This window comes from Burkholderia sp. Ap-955 (assembly GCF_011753045.1).
Taxonomy (GTDB): Bacteria; Pseudomonadota; Gammaproteobacteria; order Burkholderiales; family Burkholderiaceae; genus Burkholderia; species Burkholderia lata_D.
In genome coordinates this window covers 18190-37772 of the sequence record NZ_VWWH01000072.1, presented here as the reverse complement: position 1 = coordinate 37772, position 19583 = coordinate 18190, and the positions used below count along the sequence as shown (strand labels likewise).

Genomic DNA, 19583 nt, shown 5'->3' with positions numbered 1-19583 from the left:
ATGTCGGCGCGGCCGTCCACGCGGCCCGGCTGGCGGGCCGGCCGCTCGATCCGCTGGCGCTGCGCGCGCTCCAGCCCGGGCAGGGGTTTTGATATCATTTCGGCTCCCTGTCTTGCCGAAATGGACATGTCCGCTCACAGAGTGCCTCCGTCGCCTGCCGTCGATCACGCGCCGTTGCTCGTCGAGGAACGCCGCCGCCTGATCTGCGAGCTGGTGCGCGAACGGGAGAAAGTCACCGTCGAGGAGCTGGCCGAGCGGTTCGGCATTTCGCTCGTCACGGTGCGCAGCGACCTGAACGCGCTCGCGGCCGCCGGCGCGGTGCTGCGCACGCACGGCGGCGCGCTCGTGCTGCGCGAAAGCGACGAGGTGCCGATCGCGGTCAAGCAGAAGCTCCGTCACGCGGAGAAGGTGCGGATCGCGATGGCCGCCGCCGCGCTGATCGGCGACGGCGAGACGATCCTGCTCGACTCGGGCAGCACGACCGAGGAAATCGCGAAGCAGATCGTCACGATGAAGCTGCAGTCGCTGAACGTGATCACGAATGCGCTGAACGTGGCCGTGCTGCTCGCGGCTGCGCCGCACATCAACCTGATCATGCCCGGCGGGCAGCTTCGGCCGAACTCCTATTCGCTGTCGGGGCCGCAGGCCGTCGTCGCGCTGCAGGGGCTGTATGCGGACCGGCTGTTTCTCGGCGTCGACAGCCTCGATCCCGAGATCGGCCTGATGACGCCGCACCTGCTCGAAGCGCAGCTGAACGCGCAGATGCTGAAGATCTCGCGCCAGGTCATCGCGGTTGCCGATTCGTCGAAGCTGATGAAGCGCAACCTCTCCGTGATCGCGAGCGTCGAGCAGCTCGACATGCTGATCACCGATACGGGCGCCGATGCTGCCGTGGTCGACGACCTGCGTCAGCGCGGCATCGACGTGCTGACGGTCTAGCCGCCCGGCCTCCCCCCTTTTTCGACCACCCCGATGCCACCCATCTCCTCCCCGCCCGTTCTCGACACACCGCGTCTCATCCTCGAGGGCCATCCGCTGGGGGACTTCGAAGCGCTCGCCACGATGTGGGCCGAGCCGAAGGTCGTCGAACACATCTTCAACGGCGCGCCGTCCGCGCCGCGCGACTCGTGGATGCGCATGCTCGCGTATCGCGGGCTGTGGCCGCTGCTCGGCTATGGCTACTGGGCGATTCGCGAGAAGGCGTCGGGCCGCTATGTCGGCGATCTCGGCTTCGCCGATTTCCACCGGCTCATCGAGCCGTCGATTCGCGACGTGCCGGAAGCCGGCTGGGCCCTTGCGACGTGGGCGCACGGCAAGGGTTACGCGACCGAGGCGCTCGCGGCCGCGCTGGCATGGCTCGACGGGCAACACCGGTTCGAGCGCAGCGTGTGCCTGATCGCGCCGACCAACGTCGCGTCGATCCGCGTCGCGGAAAAGGCGGGTTATGGGGAGCCGGTGCAGATCCGGTTCAACGACACCGATTCGTTGCTGTTTTCGCGCGCGAGCCGATAGGCTCGCCGGCGTACGGGTGACGTGGGCGGGCCGTTTCGGCAGACGGTGCCGGCGCGCCCTCGCCGCTCACTCCCCGTCCGGTTCATACAGGCTCGTAAAGAGCCCGTGGTCCATCGGCCAGCAGTTGCCGCAATCATCGCGCAAGATCCAGTCACCCGACTTGACCGAACGCCAGCCTTCCGGTGTGGCGATCGCTCGTCCGCCTTCACGGGTTTCCACCCGATCATGGTCGCCATCAGCGAACCACCGTGTTGCATCGACATAATTGATGCGTTTTCGAAATCGCATACCGCCACCGAAATGTTGAAACCTGACCGGTACGTTCAAGGACTTGTCCGTGTCAATGCATGTGCGGCGCGATGCGCCGTGAAATGGATGAGCACCACGAAGGAGATCGGGCGGCCGTGACCGCCTCCCCGGACGACGGCGGCTGTGTCGCCAGCCGGGTTGCGTGCAACGCGTTCCGGCCTTCCGAGACGAGTGCCTCCAGCGTTTCCCGTGCGGTGATCGAGATCCGGATATCGATCTCCCGCATTCTCGCGATCGCCGTGTGAACCTCGTCGGGTTGATCGGGTGACAGCGCCATCAGGAACGCCGAACGTGTTTCTGCTGCCCGGACGGCCTCGCTCCAGTCGGCGTGGGCGACCGCGACTTCGATCGCGTTCGTGAGTGAATCGAGACTCCGGATGATTTGAAGCGGTGTCATTTCGCATTCCTATCAGAACATCGTACCGGCCACACGTTTGCCGCCTGGAAGGCGGGGGTGACGTCGACATCGATTCGCACGCGTCGAGCACCGGCAGTGCCGCGCCGAGCGGACGCACCGGGTGAGCATTTGCACGCTGTCGGTCACCGCCTTCGCATTTGCATTCCCTTCGGCGGCCAGCCGGAAGCCGGTGTGCGTCATGCTCGCCACCGAGTCGCCACGATTGTAAGGAACTGTCCGTTGCCCGTTTCGTAATATTTTGTAATGATATGTCGAGCAATCTTTACCGGATTGCGGCCCGGGCGGGCGTGCGTTCCACGCGCCGTTTTTCCGCAAACGTTTTCGCGCGCACGACACCGCGCCCGCCGTCCCTCCCGGCCACGAAACGGATACCTCGCCTGACCTTGTCGCCCCAACATCGCCCCGTTCCGCGACGACACGATTCCACGCCTTCGCCCATTTGCCTGGCTGCCTGGGCGTGGTGATTCGCGTGCGGACGGGGCGGCCGAGCGATGCAGATTTCGCCACATTCCACCGGAATGTGTCGAAGTATCATGCGCGTCTCTTCAGCTACCCCATGTTCGGACCGGGCGTGAGCGCTCGCCCCTTTCCCGTTTCATCCCCTCGTTTAGCGATGCCCATCCGAATCCTGCTCGTCGAAGACGACGTCCACTTGTCCGCACTGATCGCAGACTATCTGCGCACGCATCAGTACGAGGTGGACCGCCTGTTCGACGGCACCGACGCCGTCGCCACGATCGTCGCGCGTCACCCCGACCTGGTGCTGCTCGACATCAACCTGCCGGGCAAGGACGGCTTCGAGATTTGTCGCCAGGCACGCATGCAGTACGACGGCATCGTCATCATGATGACGGCCCGCGACGAACAGTTCGACGAGTTGCTCGGCCTGGAATTCGGCGCGGACGACTTTCTCCACAAGCCGATCGAGCCGCGCATCCTGCTCGCACGGATCAAGGCCCACCTGCGACGGGTGCGCATGCGCCCGGACGATGTCGGGCCGGCATCGCCTCATCGTTTCGAGTTCGGCAAGTTTTCGATCGACCGGGCCGATCGCAAGGTTCGTCTTCCCGACGGTAGCGCCCCCCGCCTGACGTCGACCGAGTTCGACCTGCTGTGGGCGCTCGTCTGCCGTGCCGGCGAGGTGGTCAGCCGCAAAGACCTGACGCTGCTGCTACGCGGCATCGAGTTCGACGGCTTCGACCGCTCGATCGACGGCCGCATTTCGAAGCTGCGCCGCAAGCTGCGTGATGACCTGACGGAGCCGAAGCGCATCAAGACGATCCGCAGCAAGGGCTATCAGTTCAGCAAGCACGCATGGGACTGACGCGCTGCGCTCAGGTGCCCGTCGTCTTCCCGCCGAGCGCGGTAACGGGCGTCTCCGGGTCACGCGCAAGCCCTTGCGCGAACACCTTCAACCCTTCCAGCAACGGCGTCAGCGCGTCCCACAGCGCTTCGTCGTGCAGCAGCCGGTACACGCCGCGCACGCCGGGTGCGACATGCTCGTGCTGCTCCGGCCGCCACGCGCCAACGTGGTGCAGCGCGTCGGCGGCCGCGAACACAGCCTTGCCGAACTGTTCGGGCGGAATGCGCGACAGCGCCATCAACAGTACCGCGAGATTCTGCATGCCGCTCTGCATGCCCGGCTTGTCGAGCGCATCGACGAACGTGTCGGCCAGCCGCGCGTTCGCGCTGACGACCTCGGTCGCCAAATGCAGGAATCCATGCCGGTGCAGGCTGCCGAGCAAATGTTCGAGCGCGTCGTGCGCGCTGGGCTCCGAGTGCGGAGGCGTCGTATCGGGGGACTGACGTTCGGTCATCGGCTTTCTCCGGTTGGGACGCCACGTGGCCGCCGCGATGGCGGCCACGCGCGCCGGTTGCGTCTCGTTCGTCTGACACCGCCTGCCCGGCGGCAGGCCGGGCGCGTGCGCCCACCGCGCGCCGTTTGCGCCGCGGCGATTGCGTGCGCGGGTTTCATCGGCGAGCCATGCGGCCCGCGTGTCGAGCGGCCGTGCCGGTACGCGCTGACCGACCGCCGCCCTACCGCATGTTTCCCGTATGGCCCAGCGAATAGCGGCCCGGCTGCGGCCACACCGTCAGGCCGTGCGGCTCCATGCCGACGGGAATCGCCCGGACCGCGCCGCTCGTGGTGTCGATCGCGTAGACGACGTCATCGAAGCGGCCCGACAGCCACAGCGTGTTGCCGTCCGCGCTGACGTTGCCCATGTCGGGGCTGCCGCCGCCAGGAATCGGCCAGGTTGCGACCACCTTGCGCGTCGCGAAATCGAGCACCGATACGCTGCCCTTGCCGTGACGCAGCCCATGGACACGATTGGAGCCGCGATTCGCGATATAGAGCTTCGTGCCGTCGCGGCTCGGGTACAGGCCGTGCGTCCCGACGCCGGTCGGGATGAAGCCGATCTTCGTGAAGGCGTCGCCATCGATGACGTAGACCCCGTCCGCCATCATGTCGGCGACATAGAACACCTTGCCATCGGGCGCCACGCGGATGTCCTGCGGCATCCCTTTCCGGTCGAGCTCGAGATAGCCGACCACCTGGCGGTTCACGAAATCGATCTTGGCCAGCTTGCCGCCGAACTCGCACGTGAAGAGCGCGTAGCGGCCGTCGATCGAAAAGTCGGCATGGTTGATGCCCGTGCATTGCGGCACATCGAGGCTCGATTTCAGCGCCATCGTTTTCGGGTCGCGGAAGTCGAGCCGCGCATGCGCTTCGGCCACCACGATCGCGTCCTTGCCGTCGGGCGTGAAATACATGTTGTACGGATCGTCGACGCTCACGGCCTGGCCGGGCTTGCCCGTCTTCGGGTCGACCGGCGTCAGGCTGCCGTCGGTTCCCCCTTCCGCATTGTTCGCGATCCACAGCGTCTGCAGGTCCCACGCCGGCACGACGTGCTGCGGACTGCGGCCGACCGCGAACCTGTCGACGACCTTGTCCGTGGCCGGGTCGATCACGTAGACGTCGTTCGATCTCAGGTTCGGCACGTAGATGCGTGGCAACGCGCCCGCTACCGCCGCGCTCATGCGGCCGGCCTGCGCCTCGCTGTACAGGTTGTCGGGATGGACGACGGGCGGCATGCCGGGTACGGCCGCGACGGCGGCCGCCGCGATCGCACCGCGGGCGCCAAAGGCCAGCGCCGCCACGATGACGATCGCGGGACGTGAGAAGCGGAGGTGACGGCGAAAGCGCTGTTGCATGACGATGTCCCGGTTCGATTGAAGGGAACGACGACCAAGGTAGCGCGATGGCGCGGCTGTGTCAGCGGCCGGCGATTTCCTTTCTGATCGCGTCGACGGTGCGCGACACGATGGCGTCGGTGCCCAGCCGGCCCAGTTCGACACTCGCATGACGCGGATCGCCGCCGTAGACGCCGTCGCCGGCGCCGGGCTTCGCGGCGTTGCGCAGCTTGTCGACCCTGACCATGCGCGGCTCGACCGCCAGCAGCAGCGCCGTGTCGGCCAGCCCCGCATGCGTGCCGATATCCGCGGCCGGCACGCCGTGCTCGCGCAGGATCTGGTCATAACCGTCGGAGCTGGTGCCGTAATACGCGGCCGGCACGAACGCACGCGCCCCCGTGCCGGCCCACGACTTGTTGAGCCGGGCGACGGATTGCTTGATGTCGTTCTGGTAGCCGCCGTGGTCGCCGAGGAACACGATGTTCGTGAAGCCATGGACGCGGAAGCTGTTGGCCGCGGATTCGAGGGTCTTTTCGAAGACGTCGTCGGGCACGGTGATCGTGCCCGGGAAGCGCATGTGCGACGTCGGCGGCGCATAGCCGCCCTCGGGCACATAGGCGATGATGGGCGCGACGATCGCGTTGCCGAGGCCTTCCGCGATCCGCTCGGACAGTACCCTGACCCGCGCGTTGTGCTTGCCGAGCGCGACGTACGGCCCGCTTTGCTCGGTCCCGCCGATCGGAATCAGGAGGGTGGTCTTGCCGGCGCGGATGCTGTCGCGCAGCTCGGTCCAGGTCATGTCCTCGAGTTGCACCGTGCCCGCCGCCTGGGCGAGCGCGGCTTGCGCGACGGTGACAGCGAGGGCGGCGAAGATGGCGCGTGGCAGGCATTTCATCGCGGATTCCCGGCGGAAGGAAAGAGATGACGCGGCGTTCCCTCGCACCATAAACGAACTCGCCCGATTTGTCGCTGACCGCGGCGCAACGATTCATGCGGAAGGTTGCAAGAAAGCGGTTCTTCCCGCTAACGGCCAGCCACCGCGCCCAGCTGTTCGACGATCGGCCCCAATGCAAGCGCCGGCAGGTACGTGATCGACGCGATCATGAGCACCGTCCCGATCAGCAGCCCGACAAAGAGCGCGCCGTGCGTCGGCAGCGTACCGGCTCCCGCCGCGCGCCGCCGCTTGCCCGCGAGCGACCCCGCGATCGCCAGTACCGGAACGATCACCGCGAAGCGGCCGAACCACATGGCGATCGCCAGCATCCCGTTGTAGTACGGCGTGTTGGCCGACAGACCCGCAAACGCGCTGCCGTTGTTGTTGGCGGCCGAGGAAAATGCATACAGGATTTCACTGAACCCGTGCGGGCCCGGGTTGCCGATCCCGGCGATCCCGGCCGGCGTGACGACGGAAATCGCGGTGCCGACCAGCACCAGCAGCGGCGTCGCGAGAATCGCGATGGCCACCATCTTCATCTCGTACGCATCGATCTTCTTGCCGAGATATTCCGGCGCGCGGCCGATCATCAGCCCGGAGATGAATACCGCCAGGATCGCGATGACGATCATGCTGAAGAGGCCGGAGCCCGGCCCGCCGAACACGACTTCGCCCGTCTGCATCAGTACCATCGGGACGAGACCGCCCACCGGCGTGAACGAATCGTGCATCGCGTTGACCGCGCCGTCGCCGCCGCTGGTCGTCACGGTCGCGTAGAGCGCCGACGACACGACGCCGAAGCGCGTTTCCTTGCCTTCATGGTTACCGCCGCGCTCGATCGACAGGGCCGTGGCCCCGTCGTGCGAAGCGGCGAGGGGCCCGAAGCCCTGCTGCTCCGCACGAATCGTGACCATCGCCGCGGCGACGAACATCACGGTCATCGCGGCAAGCAGCGCCCATCCCTGCCGCCGGTCGCCAACGGCGACACCGAACGTGTAGCACAGCGCGGCCGGAATCAGCAGGATCGCGATCATCTGCAGGAAATTGGTCAACGGCGTGGGGTTTTCGTACGGATGCGCGGAATTCGCGTTGAAGAAGCCGCCGCCGTCGCCGCTCAGCAGCTTGATCGATTCCTGCGACGCCACGGGGCCGAGCGGCAGGCGCTGTCGTTGCGAGCGCATCGATTGCTGCACGACGTTGCCGGCGGCGTCGTGCATCGGCTGGCCCTGCGCGTCCAGTGCCGGTTGCTGCCACGTCACGGCCTGCACCGTTTCCACGTCGCGGTAGGCGGTGAAATTCTGGATGACGCCCTGCGCCATGAAGGCGATCGCGAACACGGCGGACAACGGCAACAGGACATAGAGCGTCGCGCGCGTGAGGTCGACCCACAGGTTGCCGACCGTCGCTGCGCCGCGCCGCGCAATGCCCCGCATCAGCGCGAACATCACGGCCATGCCGCTGGCCGCGGAGAGGAAGCTCTGCACCGTGATGCCGAGCATCTGGCTCAGGTAGCTCAACGTCGTTTCGCCCGCGTAGCCTTGCCAGCTGGTGTTCGTCGCGAAACTCACCGCCGTATTGAACGCGGAATCCGGGGCCACGGCCGGCAGCCCCTGCGGATTGAGCGGCAACCACGGTTGCACGCGCTGCAGCACATACAGGAAGAGCGTGCCGACGGCACTGAACAGCAGAAGCGCGACCGCGTAGGTCTTCCAGCTCATTTCGACCGTCGGATCGACGCCGGCGGCACGGTAGATCCAGCGCTCGACGGGTCGCCCGATCGATGCCAGCAACGGCACCTCGCCGTCGGCCACGCGCGCCATGTAGAGCCCGAGCGGCTTGACGAGCGCAATCAGTACGACCAGAAACAGTCCGACCTGAAAGCCGGCACTTGCAACCATCCTTTCCTCCCGCAGCCACTGTGTATCGAAGAGTCTCTCACCCTATTTCAGCTCGTGAAAAGTCAAATCGATGCATAGACTGCGGCACATCGCGTAAACATCCCGTCAACGCGAATCACGCCGGCAACACGGCCACCGCCTTGATCTCGACGATATAGCCGGGCGCGCCGCCCAGCATGTGCGCACCGACCGCCGTCCAAGCCGGCTTCGGGTGCGCAGCGAGATAGCGGTCGCGCACCTGCATGAACAACGGCAGGTCGCGCATGTCGGTATGGAAGGTCGTCAGGTCGACCACGTCGTTGAACGATGCACCTGCCGCCTCCAGCACCTGCTTCAAATTCTCGAACGCCTGCACGATCTGCGCTTCACGGCCTTCGACGAGCTGCATTGCCGCATCGCGGCCGATCTGGCCGGATACGTACAGCGTATCGCCGATCTTCAGACCGGGCGCGTAGCCGATCTTCTCGTACACCGCTTCCATTCCCGCCGGAACGATGGCTTTGCGATCACGCATGGGGGTCTCCGTGGCTGGCGGCTTCGCGCCGGCCGGTGGGTTGTCGATGAATACGTTGAAACTCGTTGAACACGTTCGAGCAGCGTCACGACACGCCGCTCAACCCGTATCGCCGCCCGCGACCGGCAGCACCGTGCCGGTGATGTAGCTCGCCTCGTCGGACGCGAGGAACAGGATCGGCGCGATCTGCTCGTCGAGGCTGCCGTAGCGCTTGAAGAACGTCGACTCCGTCACCTGGTGCACGGCCTCGCCCATCCATGCCTGTTCCTGCTCGCTGTCGCCGGCGGCATTGCGCGGCACGCGGCGCGGCGGCGCGGTGGTGCCGCCCGGCGCGGTGGCCACGACCCGGATGTTGTACTCGGCGTACTCCATCGCGAGCGCCGCCGTCAGCGCATTGACGCCGCCTTTCGCCGCCGAGTACGGCACGCGGCGGATGCCGCGCGTCGCGTTCGACGAGATGTTGACGATCGTGCCGCCGCCGCGCGCGAGCAGGTGCGGCAGCACCGCGTGGCAGGTATAAAGCGTCGGCATCAGCGAGCGGCGGATTTCCGCATCGATCTGCGCGGGTTCGAATTCGGCGAACGGGCGCATGCGAATCGCGCCGCCGACGCCGTTGATCAGGATGTCGATGCCGCCGAACGTCTGCGCGGCGTGCGCGATCGCCGCATGCGCACCGTCGTACGTTTCGAGATCGGCGACGAAGCCGGCCGTCTCGCCACCGGTCGCTTCGGCCGCGACCTCGGCGACGAAATCCGCGCGATCGACGAACAGCACCCTGCCGCCTTCGGCCGCCGCGCGCAGCGCGACGCCGCGGCCGATGCCCTGCGCGGCGCCCGTGACGACGATGACCTTGCCAGAGAATCGTTGCATGATCACGCCGCCTTTGCCGTGACGTTGGGGGTGAACTTCTCGTAGTGGAAGCTGTTCGGCTTCACGCCTTCGTCGTCGAAATACTGGCGCACCGCGTCGACCATCGGCGGCGGACCGCACAGATACACGTCAACGTCGCCGTCGTTCAGCGCATCGGCCGGGATGTGCTGCGTGACCCAGCCCTTGCGCGGATGGCTCGACGCCGCATCCGCGATGACCGTCGCGAAGCTGAAGTTCGGCAGTTTCGCCGCATAGGCTTCGATCGCGTCGACCAGCACGAGGTCGAGATCGCGCGTCACGCCGTAGATCAGATGCATCTTCTGCTGCGACCCGGTGCGTGCGAGCACCTCGAGCATCGACAGGAACGGCGCAAGCCCGGTGCCGCCCGCGAGGAACAGCAGCGGCCGCTGCACGTCGCGCAGGTAGAAGCTGCCGAGCGGCCCGTGCAGTTCCAGCGTGTCGCCGGGCTGCGCCGATTCGAGCCACGTGCTCATCACGCCGCCGGGGATCTTCTTGATCAGGAAGCTGACCTTCGCATCGGCCGGCGCCGACGAGAACGAGTAGGACCGGTGCTGCCCGCTCGCGGGCACGTCGATGTTCACGTACTGGCCCGGCAGGAACACGGGCGCGGCCGCGCCGACGTCGAGTTCGAGCACGACGGCCGCATCGTTGTGCTGCTCGACCTTCGTCACCGTGGCGGAGAACCCGCTCTGGCCCGTCTTGCACGCGACCGACGACGTCGGCACCGCGATCACGCAATCGCCTTGCGGCACCATCTGGCAGGTCAGCACGAGGCCGCCGTCCTTTTCGTCTTCGGTGAGCGCGTCGTCGATGTAATCGTCGCCGAGATCGTAGCTGCCGCTTTCGGCGCGGCACTTGCAGGTGCCGCACACGCCGTCGGAGCAATCCATCGGCAGGTTGATCTTCGCGCGGAAGGCCGCGTCGAGAACCTTCTCGCCGGCCTTGCAGTCGATGAAGCGGGTTACCCCGTCCTCGAAGTTCAGTGCAATCTTGTAGCTGGACATGGCGTCGCCTCCACTTCCTTGTCTTTCATGACGAAACAACGGGCGTCAGACGTGATAGACGTCGAGCACCTGCCGGATGTAGTCGTTCTTCAGCACGATTTTCTTGTACGAGATCAGCAGTTCCTCGCCCACCTGGCGCAACGTGACGAACATCGTGCCGAAGAAGTGATCGGTCACGCGGTAGCGGTGGTTCAGCGTGTGAAAGTTGTAGCGCACGTCCACCTCGTCGTCGCGTTCGGCCAGCACCTCGACGTTCGTCACGTTGTGGCTGGTGCGCGGCTCGGGCGTCGATGCGCCGCTGCGCTCGGTCTTGATCCGGAACACGCGATCCTCGAGGCCGCCGCGGTCCGGGTAGTACATCAGCGAGATCTGGCGCTGGTGATCGTCGGTCGGCCGATCGTCGTCGTCCCATGCGGGCATCCAGTACGTGACGTCCTCCGTGTAGCAGGTCAGCCACTCATCCCACTGGCGATCGTCGAGCAGGCGCGCTTCGCGATACAGCGCCGCGCAAATGATCCGGTAATCGAAGCTCATGCTGCCACCTCCCCGCGCTCCTTCTTCAGCGCATCGCGCATCACGTGCACCCAGTGTTCGTGCTGGCACACGAACAGCCCTTCGTCCTCGCTGCGCTCGCCGGAAATGCGCGGGTTCAGCCCCATCTTCTTCGCGTTCTCGTCGGGCCCGTCGACCCACAGCGGTGCACCGCGCGACAGGTCGTTCCACATCGCCGTGATGCCCGCGTAACCGGCCTGGCATGCGCGGAACTCTTCGAGGTCGTCGGCCGTGCCCATGCCCGTCACGTTGAAGAAATCCTCGTACTGGCGGATCCGGATCGTGCGATCGGTCTCGCTCTCGCCCTTCGGCGCGAAGCAGAAGATCGTGACTTCGGTCTTGTCGACGCCGAGCGGCCGCACCACGCGGATCTGCGTGCTGAACTGGTCCATCAGGAACACGTTCGGGTACACGCACAGGTTGCGGGTCTGGTTGACGATGAAGTCGGCCTGCACGTCGCCGACGCGCGCCTTGATCTCTTCACGGTGCTGGTACACCGGCCGCACTTCCGGGTTCATCGTCTGCGTCCACAGCAGGATGTGGCCGTTGTCGAAGCCGTACACGCCCGCGACCGACTTGCTCCAGCTGTTCGCATCGACGGCCTTGGTGCCGTCTTCCTTGCGGCGGCCCATCGTCGCCGCATAGTTCCAGTGCACGGTGCTGACGTGGTAGCCGTCGCAGCCGTTCTCCATCTGCATCTTCCAGTTGCCTTCGTAGATGTAGGACGAGTTGCCGCGCAGCACTTCGAGCCCGTTCGGCGCCTGGTCGACGATCTGGTCGATGATCACGCGCGCTTCGCCGAGATACTCCTCGAGCGGCAGCACGTCGGCGCTGAGGCTGCCGAACAGGAAGCCGCGATAGTTCGCGAAGCGTGCGACCTTCTTCAGGTCGTGCGAGCCGTTCGTGTTGAACTGCACCGGATACTCGGTCGTCTTCTCGTCCTTCACCTTCAGCAGCTTGCCGGTGTTCGAGAAGGTCCAGCCGTGGAACGGGCACGTGAAGCTGCCCTTGTTGCCATGCTTGCGGCGGCACAGCATCGCGCCCTTGTGCGCACAGGCATTGATCACCGCGTGCAGCTCGCCGGTCTTGTCGCGCGTGATCACGATCGGCTGGCGGCCGATCCACGTCGTGTAGTAGTCGTTGTTGTCGGGGATCTGGCTTTCGTGCGCCAGGTACACCCAGTTGCTCTCGAAGATGTGCTTCATCTCCAGTTCGTACAGCTCGGCGTTCGTGAAGATGTCGCGGCGGCAGCGGAATACGCCGGCCTCCTTGTCGTCCTGCACGGCGGTGGCGAGCAGGTGATCCAGGTCGGTGGCTTGGTCGATCGTGGCGGACATGTTGGCTCCTCCCATGCGCGTGCCGCGTCCTGCAAGCACGCTCGCATCGGTAATCGGTTGAATCTCGCGGGAACCCGGCCGGCGGCGGCGCTTCGGCGCCGCGCCGGCGGGCGGTTACGCCGTCGCGGCTGCGCGCGGGCGGTGGACGATCTGGTTGTCCTTGCCCTGTACCAGCGGCGTCAGCACGAAGTTGAACTCGATGTCCTGGTACGCATCGGCCTTCAAGCCGAGCGCCGTGCCGCCGGTCTTGTCGACCACGGGCGGGATCAGCTCCTCGCGCGTCGCATACGCGAAGTCATCCCAGATCAGCGGGTCGCCGTCGATGTTGAACTGCGTCGTCAGCTTGCGGTGGTCGTGGCTGTCGACGAAGAAGTGCACGTGCGCCGGGCGGTTGCCGTGACGGCCGAGGCCGTTCAGCAGCTGCTGAGTCGCGCCCTGCGGCGGGCAGCCGTAGCCGACCGGCATCAGCGTGCGGAATTCGTATTTGCCGTCCGCGCCCGTCCTCACCGCGCCGCGCAGGTTGAAATCGCTCTGCTTGCCGGTCGGGTCGAAGTGCGAATAGAAGCCGTGCGAATTCGCGTGCCAGCATTCGACCAGCGCGCCCGCGATCGGCTTGCCATCGAGGCCCGTCACGGTGCCGTGGATCACGAGCGGGCCCGCGCCGTCGTCCGCGTCGAGGTCGATCTTCGACACGCCGTCGCGCACCGGTGCGCCGGCCACATAGAGCGGCCCTTCGATCGTGCGCGGCGTGCCGCCGTCGATGCCGACCGCCTTGTCCGCGGCATCCATCCGGATGTCGAGATACTTCTCGAGGCCGAGGCCGGCCGCGAGCAGCGCCGCTTCGCCATCCTGGCCGAGCTTGTTCAGGTAGTTGACGCCGGCCCACACTTCGTCGGGCGTGATGTCGAGATCGTCGATCGCCTTGAACAGGTCGCCGAGCAGCCGCAGCACGACCTGCTGCGTGCGCGCGTTGCCGCCCTTCGTGCCGTTCGCGCCCACGTTCGACGCGGCCTTCAGCAGATCCTGCACTTCCCGGGACTCGAAAACTTTGACGCTCATGATGGTGTCTCCACGTGTATTGGGGGGAATGACGGCCTTTGCCTGGCCCGGGTTATCGCGCGACTTTCGTCAGCCCGTCGCGGGTGAAACGCCTGACCTTGTCCTCGTCGAGTTCGATGCCGAGGCCAGGGCCGTCCGGCACGGTCAGTTCGAAGTCGCTGTAATCGAGCGGCTGCGTCAGGATCTCTTCGGTGATCAGCAGCGGCCCGAACAGTTCGGTGCCCCACTGCAGGTTCGCGACACTCGCGAACAGGTGCGCGGACGCCACCGTGCTGAACGCGCCTTCGAGCATCGTGCCGCCGTACAGCTCGATGCCGGCCGCATCCGCAATCGCGGCGACGCGCTGCGCGGCGAACAGGCCGCCGCTCTGTTCGATCTTGATCGCGAACACGTCCGCGCCGTGATGCTTCGCGATGTCGAATGCGCTGTCGGGGCCCTGCAGGATTTCATCGGCCATCAGCGCGATCGGGAAGCGGCGCATCAGGCGCGCCAGCGCGGCGGCCGAGGCCACCGGCTGCTCGACCAGCTCGCAGCCCGCATCGGCCAGCGCCGGAATCGCGCGGGCCGCCTGCGTTTCGCTCCACGCCATGTTCACGTCGACACGCACCGACGCGCGATCGCCGACGGCCTTCTTGATCTCGGCCACGTGGCGGATATCCGTGTCGGGCGACTTTGCGCCGATCTTCAGCTTGAATACGTTGTGGCGGCGCTGGTCGAGCATCCGCTCGGCTTCGGCGATGTCGGTGGCCGTGTCGCCCGATGCGAGCGTCCACGCGACCGGCAGGCGGTCACGGCGGCGGCCGCCGAGCAGTTCGCTCACCGGCACGCCGAGCCGCTTGCCGTGCGCGTCGAGCAGCGCGGTTTCGAGCGCGCTCTTCGCGAAGTGATTGACCTTCGCGAGCTTGCCGACGAACGCCGTCAGCGTCTGGATGCGCGTCGCGTCCTTGCCGATGATCGCCGGCGCGAGATACGTGTCGATCGCGAGCTTCATCGCCTCGGGGCTTTCCGGGCCGTACGCCATGCCGGCGATCGTCGTGCCTTCGCCGAGGCCCGTCACGCCGTCGCTGCAGAACACCTTCACGAGCATCAGTGTCTGGCCGTGCATCGTGGCCACCGACAGCTTGTGCGGGCGGATCGTCGGCAGGTCGACGAGGCGGGTTTCGATGCGTTCGATGGTGACGGAGGACATGGGGCTCGCCGTGGGGGTGAAGTTCTTGAGGCGATTTATACGTCTCGGCCGAATCGAGCGTCCAATACTTTTAGGCGGCCATTTCAATACCTGACAGGTATTGAAATTCGGGAATATTCGCGGGATATCGCTGGTTACCATACCCTCGATGACAGGCAATACGGCCGGGAAGCCGCGCTGGATCGAGGGGAGCGGTCACCCGGGATACGGACGGCCGGAGACGGGAATGGCATCGGTCGCCACGCGCGCGACGACGCAAAAAAGCGGCCTTGGCGGGCCGCTGTCAGGGTTTTCCTGATGCCTCGCCCTGCGGGCTCGTGCGCGAGTTTCTCGGTATGCGCGGTTGGCGGCCGGATTCGCGTGCGTTTCTTCGACCGGTTGTCGGCTCAAGACGCTGTGGTGCCGGCGGGCTTTCCGGCAGCGATGCTTGCGCGTCAGATCGGGCACGCGGAGGGCTCGTCGTCAGGGCAATCCGCGTCACGCGCATGCTGGCCGGCTTCGTGGCGAGCGTCACCGGCTCCGGCAATTCAACCGCCACACCGCCCCGGGGCGCGGCGGCACCGTGTCACGCTTCGCCATCGACACCCGGATAACCGCCCACCCTGCCCTCCACCCCATACCCATCGTCCGGCGCCGGCAGCCGACCGAGCACCCGCTCGACCTCCAGCGCGACCGCGATGAGTTCGCGATCGGTGCCGGCCGCCCCGTCCAGTGCGAGGCCGACCGGCAGCCCGGCCGCCGTCAGGCCGGCCGGGACGGTCATGCCCGGTACGCCGGCATTGCTGCCCGGCTCGGTATTCCGAATGTAGGTCGCGAACACAGACGCCGTTTCGCCGTTGAGCATCATCGTGTCGCCCGCCGGGATCGGGCACGCGGTCGCGATCGTGGTCGGAAACACCAGCGCATCGGCCCCGCTGTCGGCGAGGCACTGCCGATACGCGGCACGCGACTGGGTACGCCGGTCGAGCGCGGTGCGGTACGCCGCTTCGCCGATACCGTCGGGGCCGGTGATATGGCGGGCGATCTTCGCGACGTCCGGGCTCCCCACGTTCGCGACGATGTCGTCGACCGACAGGTCGTAGCCGTTCTCGACCAGATAGGCGTGCATCGACGACCGGAATTCGTACATCGCGATGACGGCCGGCTCGTCGTCGAAGAACCCCGGATAGTCGTTCAGGTCGATGTCGACGCACTCGAATCCCGCCTGCTCCAGCTTCGCCACCGCGGCATTGGCCACCCTTTCGACATCCTGTGCGAGGCCGCGCCAGAACGTCGTGCGCGGGACCGCCAGGCGCACGGGGCGCGTCGCGCTACGGGCCGGCAGCGCCGTCGGCGCACCGGTGCCGGCGCCGGACAGGATCGCGTCGAGCAGCGCGATGTCCTCGACCGACCGCGCGATCGGGCCGACGGTGTCGCGCGTGCGCGAAATCGGCGCCACGCCGGCCGACGGGTAGCGCCCCACGGTCGGGCGAAGACCGACGGCGCCGCACAGCGCCGCCGGAATCCGGACCGAGCCGCCGGTGTCCGTCCCGAGCGCGGCGGGCACCACGCCCGCACCGACCAGCGCGCCCGAGCCGCTGCTGCTGCCGCCCGGAATCCGGTTGAAGTCATAGGGATTGCGTACCGCGCCCGTCACGCGGTTGTTGCCGGACACACCGAGCGCCAGTTCGTGCAGGTTGGCCTTGCCCGCGATCAGCGCCCCTTGCGCCAGCAGCCGCGCGACGACCGGCGCATGCTGCGGCGGCACGCGGTTGTGCAGTGCCAGCGTGCCGTTGCCGGTCGGCAGGCACGCGGTGTCGATGTTGTCCTTGATCGCGATCGGCAGGCCCAGCAGTGCGTGCGGGGTGGACGACGTCGCGAGGTCGCAGTCGCAGCGGGCCGCTTCGGCGAGCAGCCGCGCATCGTCGACGCACGTAAAACCGTTCAGGTAGCGCCAGCGTGCGTGCCGCTCGATCGTTGCGTACGCGTATTCGACACAGGAAAACTCACGGCGCAGGAGCGCGTTCCGGGCTTCGGTGAGCGTCAGGGTTCCCAGGGTGGGCATCGTCGTCGTTCCTCGTAACGGGTGATCGTCACAAGGTAGGGCGCGCCGATTTTGACGGCCATCATCACAATGGATGACCCCGGCCGTCGGCCGCGCGACCCGTTACGCCAGTACGGCCGCGAGGCTCGCGCGGTTGGCGACGCCCTTCTTCGCCATCACGCGCCGCAGATGCGTGCGGACCGTCGGCACCCCGATGCCGAGCGTGCGCGCGACGTCCTTGTCGGTATAGCCGGCGGCAACCAGCCGCGCGACGTCGCTCTCGCGCTCGGTCAGCCCCGCGCACGCATGGCGTCGCCGCAGCAGCGCGCGCCGGAAAAACGGCTCGATGCCGTTCAGCAGCAGCTTGTCGCGCTCGGTGAAATCGGGCCGCCCTTGCGCCCGCCAGATGCGCAGGTCGCCCACATGGGTCGCGCCGTCGAACGCATAGACGTTGATGCCGTGGTGCATGCCGTCGCGGCACAGGAAATCGTTGTAGAACTCGGTCTGCTCCAGCTCGCGCCGGCTCACCACCTCGTGGACGCAGGTCGCCACGCGGCGCGCGCGCAGGGGCGACGTGACCGGATCGATATGCTGGAACCACGCTTCGTAGCGGGCGATCTGCAACGGATCGACGTTGTACGAAAACCCGTTGCGCCACAGCCCGGTGTGTTCGTCGCAATCGAACGACGCGGCGAAATCGGCGCGGAGCAGCTGCGTGATCGCGGGCAGCACGACCGTCCTCACGTCGACGGCCGGCCCCAGCTCTTCCAGGCGGGCGACGATGTCGCCGAACAGCCGGAGTTCCGCCGGCGTGATATCGGACACGGAAAGGTTCATGACGGACGGTTCCTCGGCAAGCCGGTGGAGAACACCTGCATCGAGCGCTGCGACGGGCGCTTTCGCGGCGAAGGCCCGAACGGGCATGGGTGCGTCGCGATGCGCCATGTTACCCGGCTGATCGACGTACTGCGTATCGCATATCGACTACGGCGCCGAGCGGGCTCATGGTTCGCGCGGCCCGCCGGCACCTGAGCGGTTCGCCAGGGAGCACGAGGCAAAACGGCCATTTTCCCGAGGCGAACCACGGCCGGCCCACTGCGGCACGCCGAGCCGCCGCGTCATGGCGCCAAGTGGAGCCCCGCTCAGCGGCCGACCGCCGCCACCGACGCCTGCCATTGCGCGGCCACGCCGGCGTAATCCCTGATCTTGAACGCGGAGCCGTCCTGGACGTGGACCCAGCCGAGCGTGCGCTCGGCGAGCGGCTTGTCGTGGTCGTCCGTCGCGACCTTGACGATCGCCTGCGCACGCACATGCACGAGACCGTCCGGATAGTCGGACGACGCGTTCGCCAGCGTCACCGTCACGAACGGCCCGAGATCCTGCAGCAGTCGAGCGGCCGGCGGATTGTCGGCCATCAGCAACGAACCGCCCTTCACGCGGTCGTCCACGCGAATGGCCGTGCCGCCCGGCCGCCGCTGCGCAGCGGTCGGCTGCGACATCCACAGCACGTGATCCGGGTTGAGATAGACCACATCGGGGTCGCCCATCGCGTCGCGGGTTTCAATCCGGGGTATCGGCATGCACGGTCTCCTGTCGAATATCGGGCACCGAGTGCCGGTGCGTCGGCATCCATGATGATGCCGCAATATGTCGGCTTGCCGCGTGCCTGGCGGCGAATGGCGCGACCACGCCAGGCCGGATGGCCGCGCGCGACGCACGTTACTCGCATGTGACTGTTTCGCAGGTGCGCCGACGCCGTCGAGCGGTGGTCGACACCGCCTCGCGCCAACGCGGCCCGCGGCCGGGCCGCACCGCCTACCCTCGCCACGTCGCGTCCGCGAGCTTCGCCACCAGTTCGTCGTACACGACCCGGATGCGCCGGGGCATCGGCCCGCGCCGCGGCCGATAGACGTGCAGCTTCCACGGCTCGGGGTCGAGGCCGGGCAGCAGCCGCACGAGGCGCCCGTTGTCGACGTACGGCCGGACGAGGTATTCCGAGCACTGCCCCAGCCCCACCCCCGCACATACAGCCTCGATCTCCACCTCGGTATCGTCGGTCAGATACGCCGGCGACGACGGGACGAACTGGTGCTCCCCCCGAAACATCCACGGCCACGCGCGGCCGCTCGCGCGATCGATCAGGCACGTGACCGGCATCGATTCGAGTTCCTTGCGGTTCCTGGGCTCACCCAGCCGCCGGATCAGCGACGGCGCGCCGACGATCCACATCGGCAACGGCCCGACCATGCGAGCGACGAAACGGTTGTCGCCGATCGCCCCGACGCGCACGCCGATGTCGATCTGCTCGTCGACCACCGGCGACGGCACGTCCGACAGCCTCAGGTCGGGCACGAGCCCCGGATACCGCTGCATGAGATCGCTCAGGATCGGCTGGACGTAGTGACGCCCCATGCCCGACGGCGCCGTGATCCGGACGACGCCCACCGGCTCGTCGGCCTGGCCCGTCGCGGGCCCGAACAGCCCGTCGATGGCAGCCAGCGCCGTCTGCGCGTCGCGCGCGAACGCTTGCCCGAACGCGGTGATCCGGATGCTCCGCGTCGTCCGGTGAAACAGCGTTTCGCCGAGCATCTCCTCCAGTTCGCGCACCGCGCGCGTCACGACCTGCGGCGACACGCCGAGGCGCGCCGCCGCCTCGCGGAACGTGGGCGCCGCGGCGGCCGCGGAAAAGATCTTCAGGATGTCGAGTCGGTTGAGCATGGAGAACCCTCGTGGCACGCGCATGCGGCAGCG

20 protein-coding genes are annotated in these 19583 nt (G+C 67.0%); 3 read left to right on the top strand and 17 right to left on the bottom strand.

Annotation, left to right across the window (positions count from 1 at the left end):
• The first annotated feature begins 126 nt into the window (after positions 1–126).
• The gene (locus F3J15_RS28165) at positions 127–939 is read left to right on the top strand and encodes a DeoR/GlpR family DNA-binding transcription regulator (protein ID WP_240159164.1); all 813 of its coding nucleotides are present in this window, start codon (positions 127–129) and stop codon (positions 937–939) included.
• A gap of 33 nt (positions 940–972) precedes the next feature.
• Positions 973–1512 carry a GNAT family N-acetyltransferase gene (locus F3J15_RS28160; protein ID WP_069249522.1) on the top strand — a complete coding sequence of 180 codons (540 nt, stop codon included), beginning with the start codon at positions 973–975 and terminating at the stop codon, positions 1510–1512.
• 66 nt (positions 1513–1578) lie between these two features.
• On the opposite strand, the gene F3J15_RS28155 is transcribed toward F3J15_RS28160, so the two are convergent.
• Together F3J15_RS28155 and F3J15_RS28150 are read right to left on the bottom strand one after the other, a co-directional pair.
• Positions 1579–1839 carry a hypothetical protein gene (locus F3J15_RS28155; protein WP_240159165.1) on the bottom strand — a complete coding sequence of 87 codons (261 nt, stop codon included), beginning with the start codon at positions 1837–1839 and terminating at the stop codon, positions 1579–1581.
• Positions 1840–1852: 13 nt separating this feature from the next.
• Positions 1853–2218, bottom strand: coding sequence for a hypothetical protein (locus tag F3J15_RS28150; RefSeq protein WP_240159166.1), 366 nt, complete (start codon positions 2216–2218; stop codon positions 1853–1855).
• Positions 2219–2852: 634 nt separating this feature from the next.
• Between F3J15_RS28150 and F3J15_RS28145 the strand changes: the two genes are divergently transcribed.
• A complete protein-coding gene (locus tag F3J15_RS28145; protein ID WP_166895311.1) occupies positions 2853–3563 on the top strand; it encodes a response regulator in 711 nt (236 codons plus the stop codon).
• 10 nt (positions 3564–3573) lie between these two features.
• On the opposite strand, the gene F3J15_RS28140 is transcribed toward F3J15_RS28145, so the two are convergent.
• From F3J15_RS28140 to F3J15_RS28070, 15 genes are all read right to left on the bottom strand, one after another.
• Positions 3574–4056, bottom strand: coding sequence for a DUF1641 domain-containing protein (locus tag F3J15_RS28140; protein WP_166895305.1), 483 nt, complete (start codon positions 4054–4056; stop codon positions 3574–3576).
• 220 nt (positions 4057–4276) lie between these two features.
• A complete protein-coding gene (locus tag F3J15_RS28135; RefSeq protein ID WP_166895303.1) occupies positions 4277–5452 on the bottom strand; it encodes a YncE family protein in 1176 nt (391 codons plus the stop codon).
• Positions 5453–5513: 61 nt separating this feature from the next.
• On the bottom strand, positions 5514–6326 hold the full coding sequence (locus F3J15_RS28130) for a creatininase family protein (protein WP_166895301.1): 813 nt from the start codon (positions 6324–6326) through the stop codon (positions 5514–5516).
• 128 nt (positions 6327–6454) lie between these two features.
• Positions 6455–8263 carry a potassium-transporting ATPase subunit KdpA gene (gene kdpA / locus F3J15_RS28125; RefSeq protein ID WP_166895299.1) on the bottom strand — a complete coding sequence of 603 codons (1809 nt, stop codon included), beginning with the start codon at positions 8261–8263 and terminating at the stop codon, positions 6455–6457.
• 115 nt (positions 8264–8378) lie between these two features.
• On the bottom strand, positions 8379–8777 hold the full coding sequence (locus F3J15_RS28120; protein WP_069249516.1) for a RidA family protein: 399 nt from the start codon (positions 8775–8777) through the stop codon (positions 8379–8381).
• Between the two features lie 99 nt (positions 8778–8876).
• Positions 8877–9647, bottom strand: a complete 771-nt coding sequence (gene benD / locus F3J15_RS28115) for a benzoate diol dehydrogenase BenD (protein ID WP_166895296.1) — start codon at positions 9645–9647, stop codon at positions 8877–8879.
• 2 nt (positions 9648–9649) lie between these two features.
• Complete coding sequence (benC, locus tag F3J15_RS28110) at positions 9650–10672, bottom strand: benzoate 1,2-dioxygenase electron transfer component BenC (protein ID WP_166895295.1); 1023 nt, start codon at positions 10670–10672, stop codon at positions 9650–9652.
• 45 nt (positions 10673–10717) lie between these two features.
• Positions 10718–11206 carry a benzoate 1,2-dioxygenase small subunit gene (gene benB, locus F3J15_RS28105; protein WP_166895293.1) on the bottom strand — a complete coding sequence of 163 codons (489 nt, stop codon included), beginning with the start codon at positions 11204–11206 and terminating at the stop codon, positions 10718–10720.
• A complete protein-coding gene (locus F3J15_RS28100; RefSeq protein WP_166895291.1) occupies positions 11203–12561 on the bottom strand; it encodes a Rieske 2Fe-2S domain-containing protein in 1359 nt (452 codons plus the stop codon). The genes benB and F3J15_RS28100 overlap by 4 nt, the downstream gene beginning before the upstream one ends.
• Before the next feature lie 114 nt (positions 12562–12675).
• Positions 12676–13620, bottom strand: coding sequence for a catechol 1,2-dioxygenase (gene catA / locus F3J15_RS28095; RefSeq protein WP_166895288.1), 945 nt, complete (start codon positions 13618–13620; stop codon positions 12676–12678).
• 52 nt (positions 13621–13672) lie between these two features.
• Positions 13673–14809: a muconate/chloromuconate family cycloisomerase gene (locus F3J15_RS28090; protein WP_166895286.1), complete on the bottom strand. Its 1137-nt coding sequence runs from the start codon at positions 14807–14809 to the stop codon at positions 13673–13675.
• A 565-nt stretch (positions 14810–15374) separates the two neighbouring features.
• Positions 15375–16853: an indoleacetamide hydrolase gene (gene iaaH / locus F3J15_RS28085; protein WP_166895284.1), complete on the bottom strand. Its 1479-nt coding sequence runs from the start codon at positions 16851–16853 to the stop codon at positions 15375–15377.
• 102 nt (positions 16854–16955) lie between these two features.
• Positions 16956–17669: a helix-turn-helix transcriptional regulator gene (locus tag F3J15_RS28080; RefSeq protein ID WP_166895282.1), complete on the bottom strand. Its 714-nt coding sequence runs from the start codon at positions 17667–17669 to the stop codon at positions 16956–16958.
• A 305-nt stretch (positions 17670–17974) separates the two neighbouring features.
• Positions 17975–18412, bottom strand: a complete 438-nt coding sequence (locus F3J15_RS28075) for a hypothetical protein (RefSeq protein ID WP_166895280.1) — start codon at positions 18410–18412, stop codon at positions 17975–17977.
• Positions 18413–18647: 235 nt separating this feature from the next.
• Positions 18648–19550, bottom strand: a complete 903-nt coding sequence (locus tag F3J15_RS28070; RefSeq protein WP_166895278.1) for a LysR family transcriptional regulator — start codon at positions 19548–19550, stop codon at positions 18648–18650.
• Positions 19551–19583: the final 33 nt, after the last annotated feature.

Coding starts and splice junctions, on each gene's coding strand:
- F3J15_RS28165 (WP_240159164.1), top strand. CDS start 127: ATGTCCGCTCACAGAGTGCCTCCGTCGCCTGCCGTCGATCACGCGCCG.
- F3J15_RS28160 (WP_069249522.1), top strand. CDS start 973: ATGCCACCCATCTCCTCCCCGCCCGTTCTCGACACACCGCGTCTCATC.
- F3J15_RS28150 (WP_240159166.1), bottom strand. CDS start 2,218: ATGACACCGCTTCAAATCATCCGGAGTCTCGATTCACTCACGAACGCG.
- F3J15_RS28145 (WP_166895311.1), top strand. CDS start 2,853: ATGCCCATCCGAATCCTGCTCGTCGAAGACGACGTCCACTTGTCCGCA.
- F3J15_RS28140 (WP_166895305.1), bottom strand. CDS start 4,056: ATGACCGAACGTCAGTCCCCCGATACGACGCCTCCGCACTCGGAGCCC.
- F3J15_RS28135 (WP_166895303.1), bottom strand. CDS start 5,452: ATGCAACAGCGCTTTCGCCGTCACCTCCGCTTCTCACGTCCCGCGATC.
- F3J15_RS28130 (WP_166895301.1), bottom strand. CDS start 6,326: ATGAAATGCCTGCCACGCGCCATCTTCGCCGCCCTCGCTGTCACCGTC.
- kdpA (WP_166895299.1), bottom strand. CDS start 8,263: ATGGTTGCAAGTGCCGGCTTTCAGGTCGGACTGTTTCTGGTCGTACTG.
- F3J15_RS28120 (WP_069249516.1), bottom strand. CDS start 8,777: ATGCGTGATCGCAAAGCCATCGTTCCGGCGGGAATGGAAGCGGTGTAC.
- benD (WP_166895296.1), bottom strand. CDS start 9,647: ATGCAACGATTCTCTGGCAAGGTCATCGTCGTCACGGGCGCCGCGCAG.
- benC (WP_166895295.1), bottom strand. CDS start 10,672: ATGTCCAGCTACAAGATTGCACTGAACTTCGAGGACGGGGTAACCCGC.
- benB (WP_166895293.1), bottom strand. CDS start 11,206: ATGAGCTTCGATTACCGGATCATTTGCGCGGCGCTGTATCGCGAAGCG.
- F3J15_RS28100 (WP_166895291.1), bottom strand. CDS start 12,561: ATGTCCGCCACGATCGACCAAGCCACCGACCTGGATCACCTGCTCGCC.
- catA (WP_166895288.1), bottom strand. CDS start 13,620: ATGAGCGTCAAAGTTTTCGAGTCCCGGGAAGTGCAGGATCTGCTGAAG.
- F3J15_RS28090 (WP_166895286.1), bottom strand. CDS start 14,809: ATGTCCTCCGTCACCATCGAACGCATCGAAACCCGCCTCGTCGACCTG.
- iaaH (WP_166895284.1), bottom strand. CDS start 16,853: ATGCCCACCCTGGGAACCCTGACGCTCACCGAAGCCCGGAACGCGCTC.
- F3J15_RS28080 (WP_166895282.1), bottom strand. CDS start 17,669: ATGAACCTTTCCGTGTCCGATATCACGCCGGCGGAACTCCGGCTGTTC.
- F3J15_RS28075 (WP_166895280.1), bottom strand. CDS start 18,412: ATGCCGATACCCCGGATTGAAACCCGCGACGCGATGGGCGACCCCGAT.
- F3J15_RS28070 (WP_166895278.1), bottom strand. CDS start 19,550: ATGCTCAACCGACTCGACATCCTGAAGATCTTTTCCGCGGCCGCCGCG.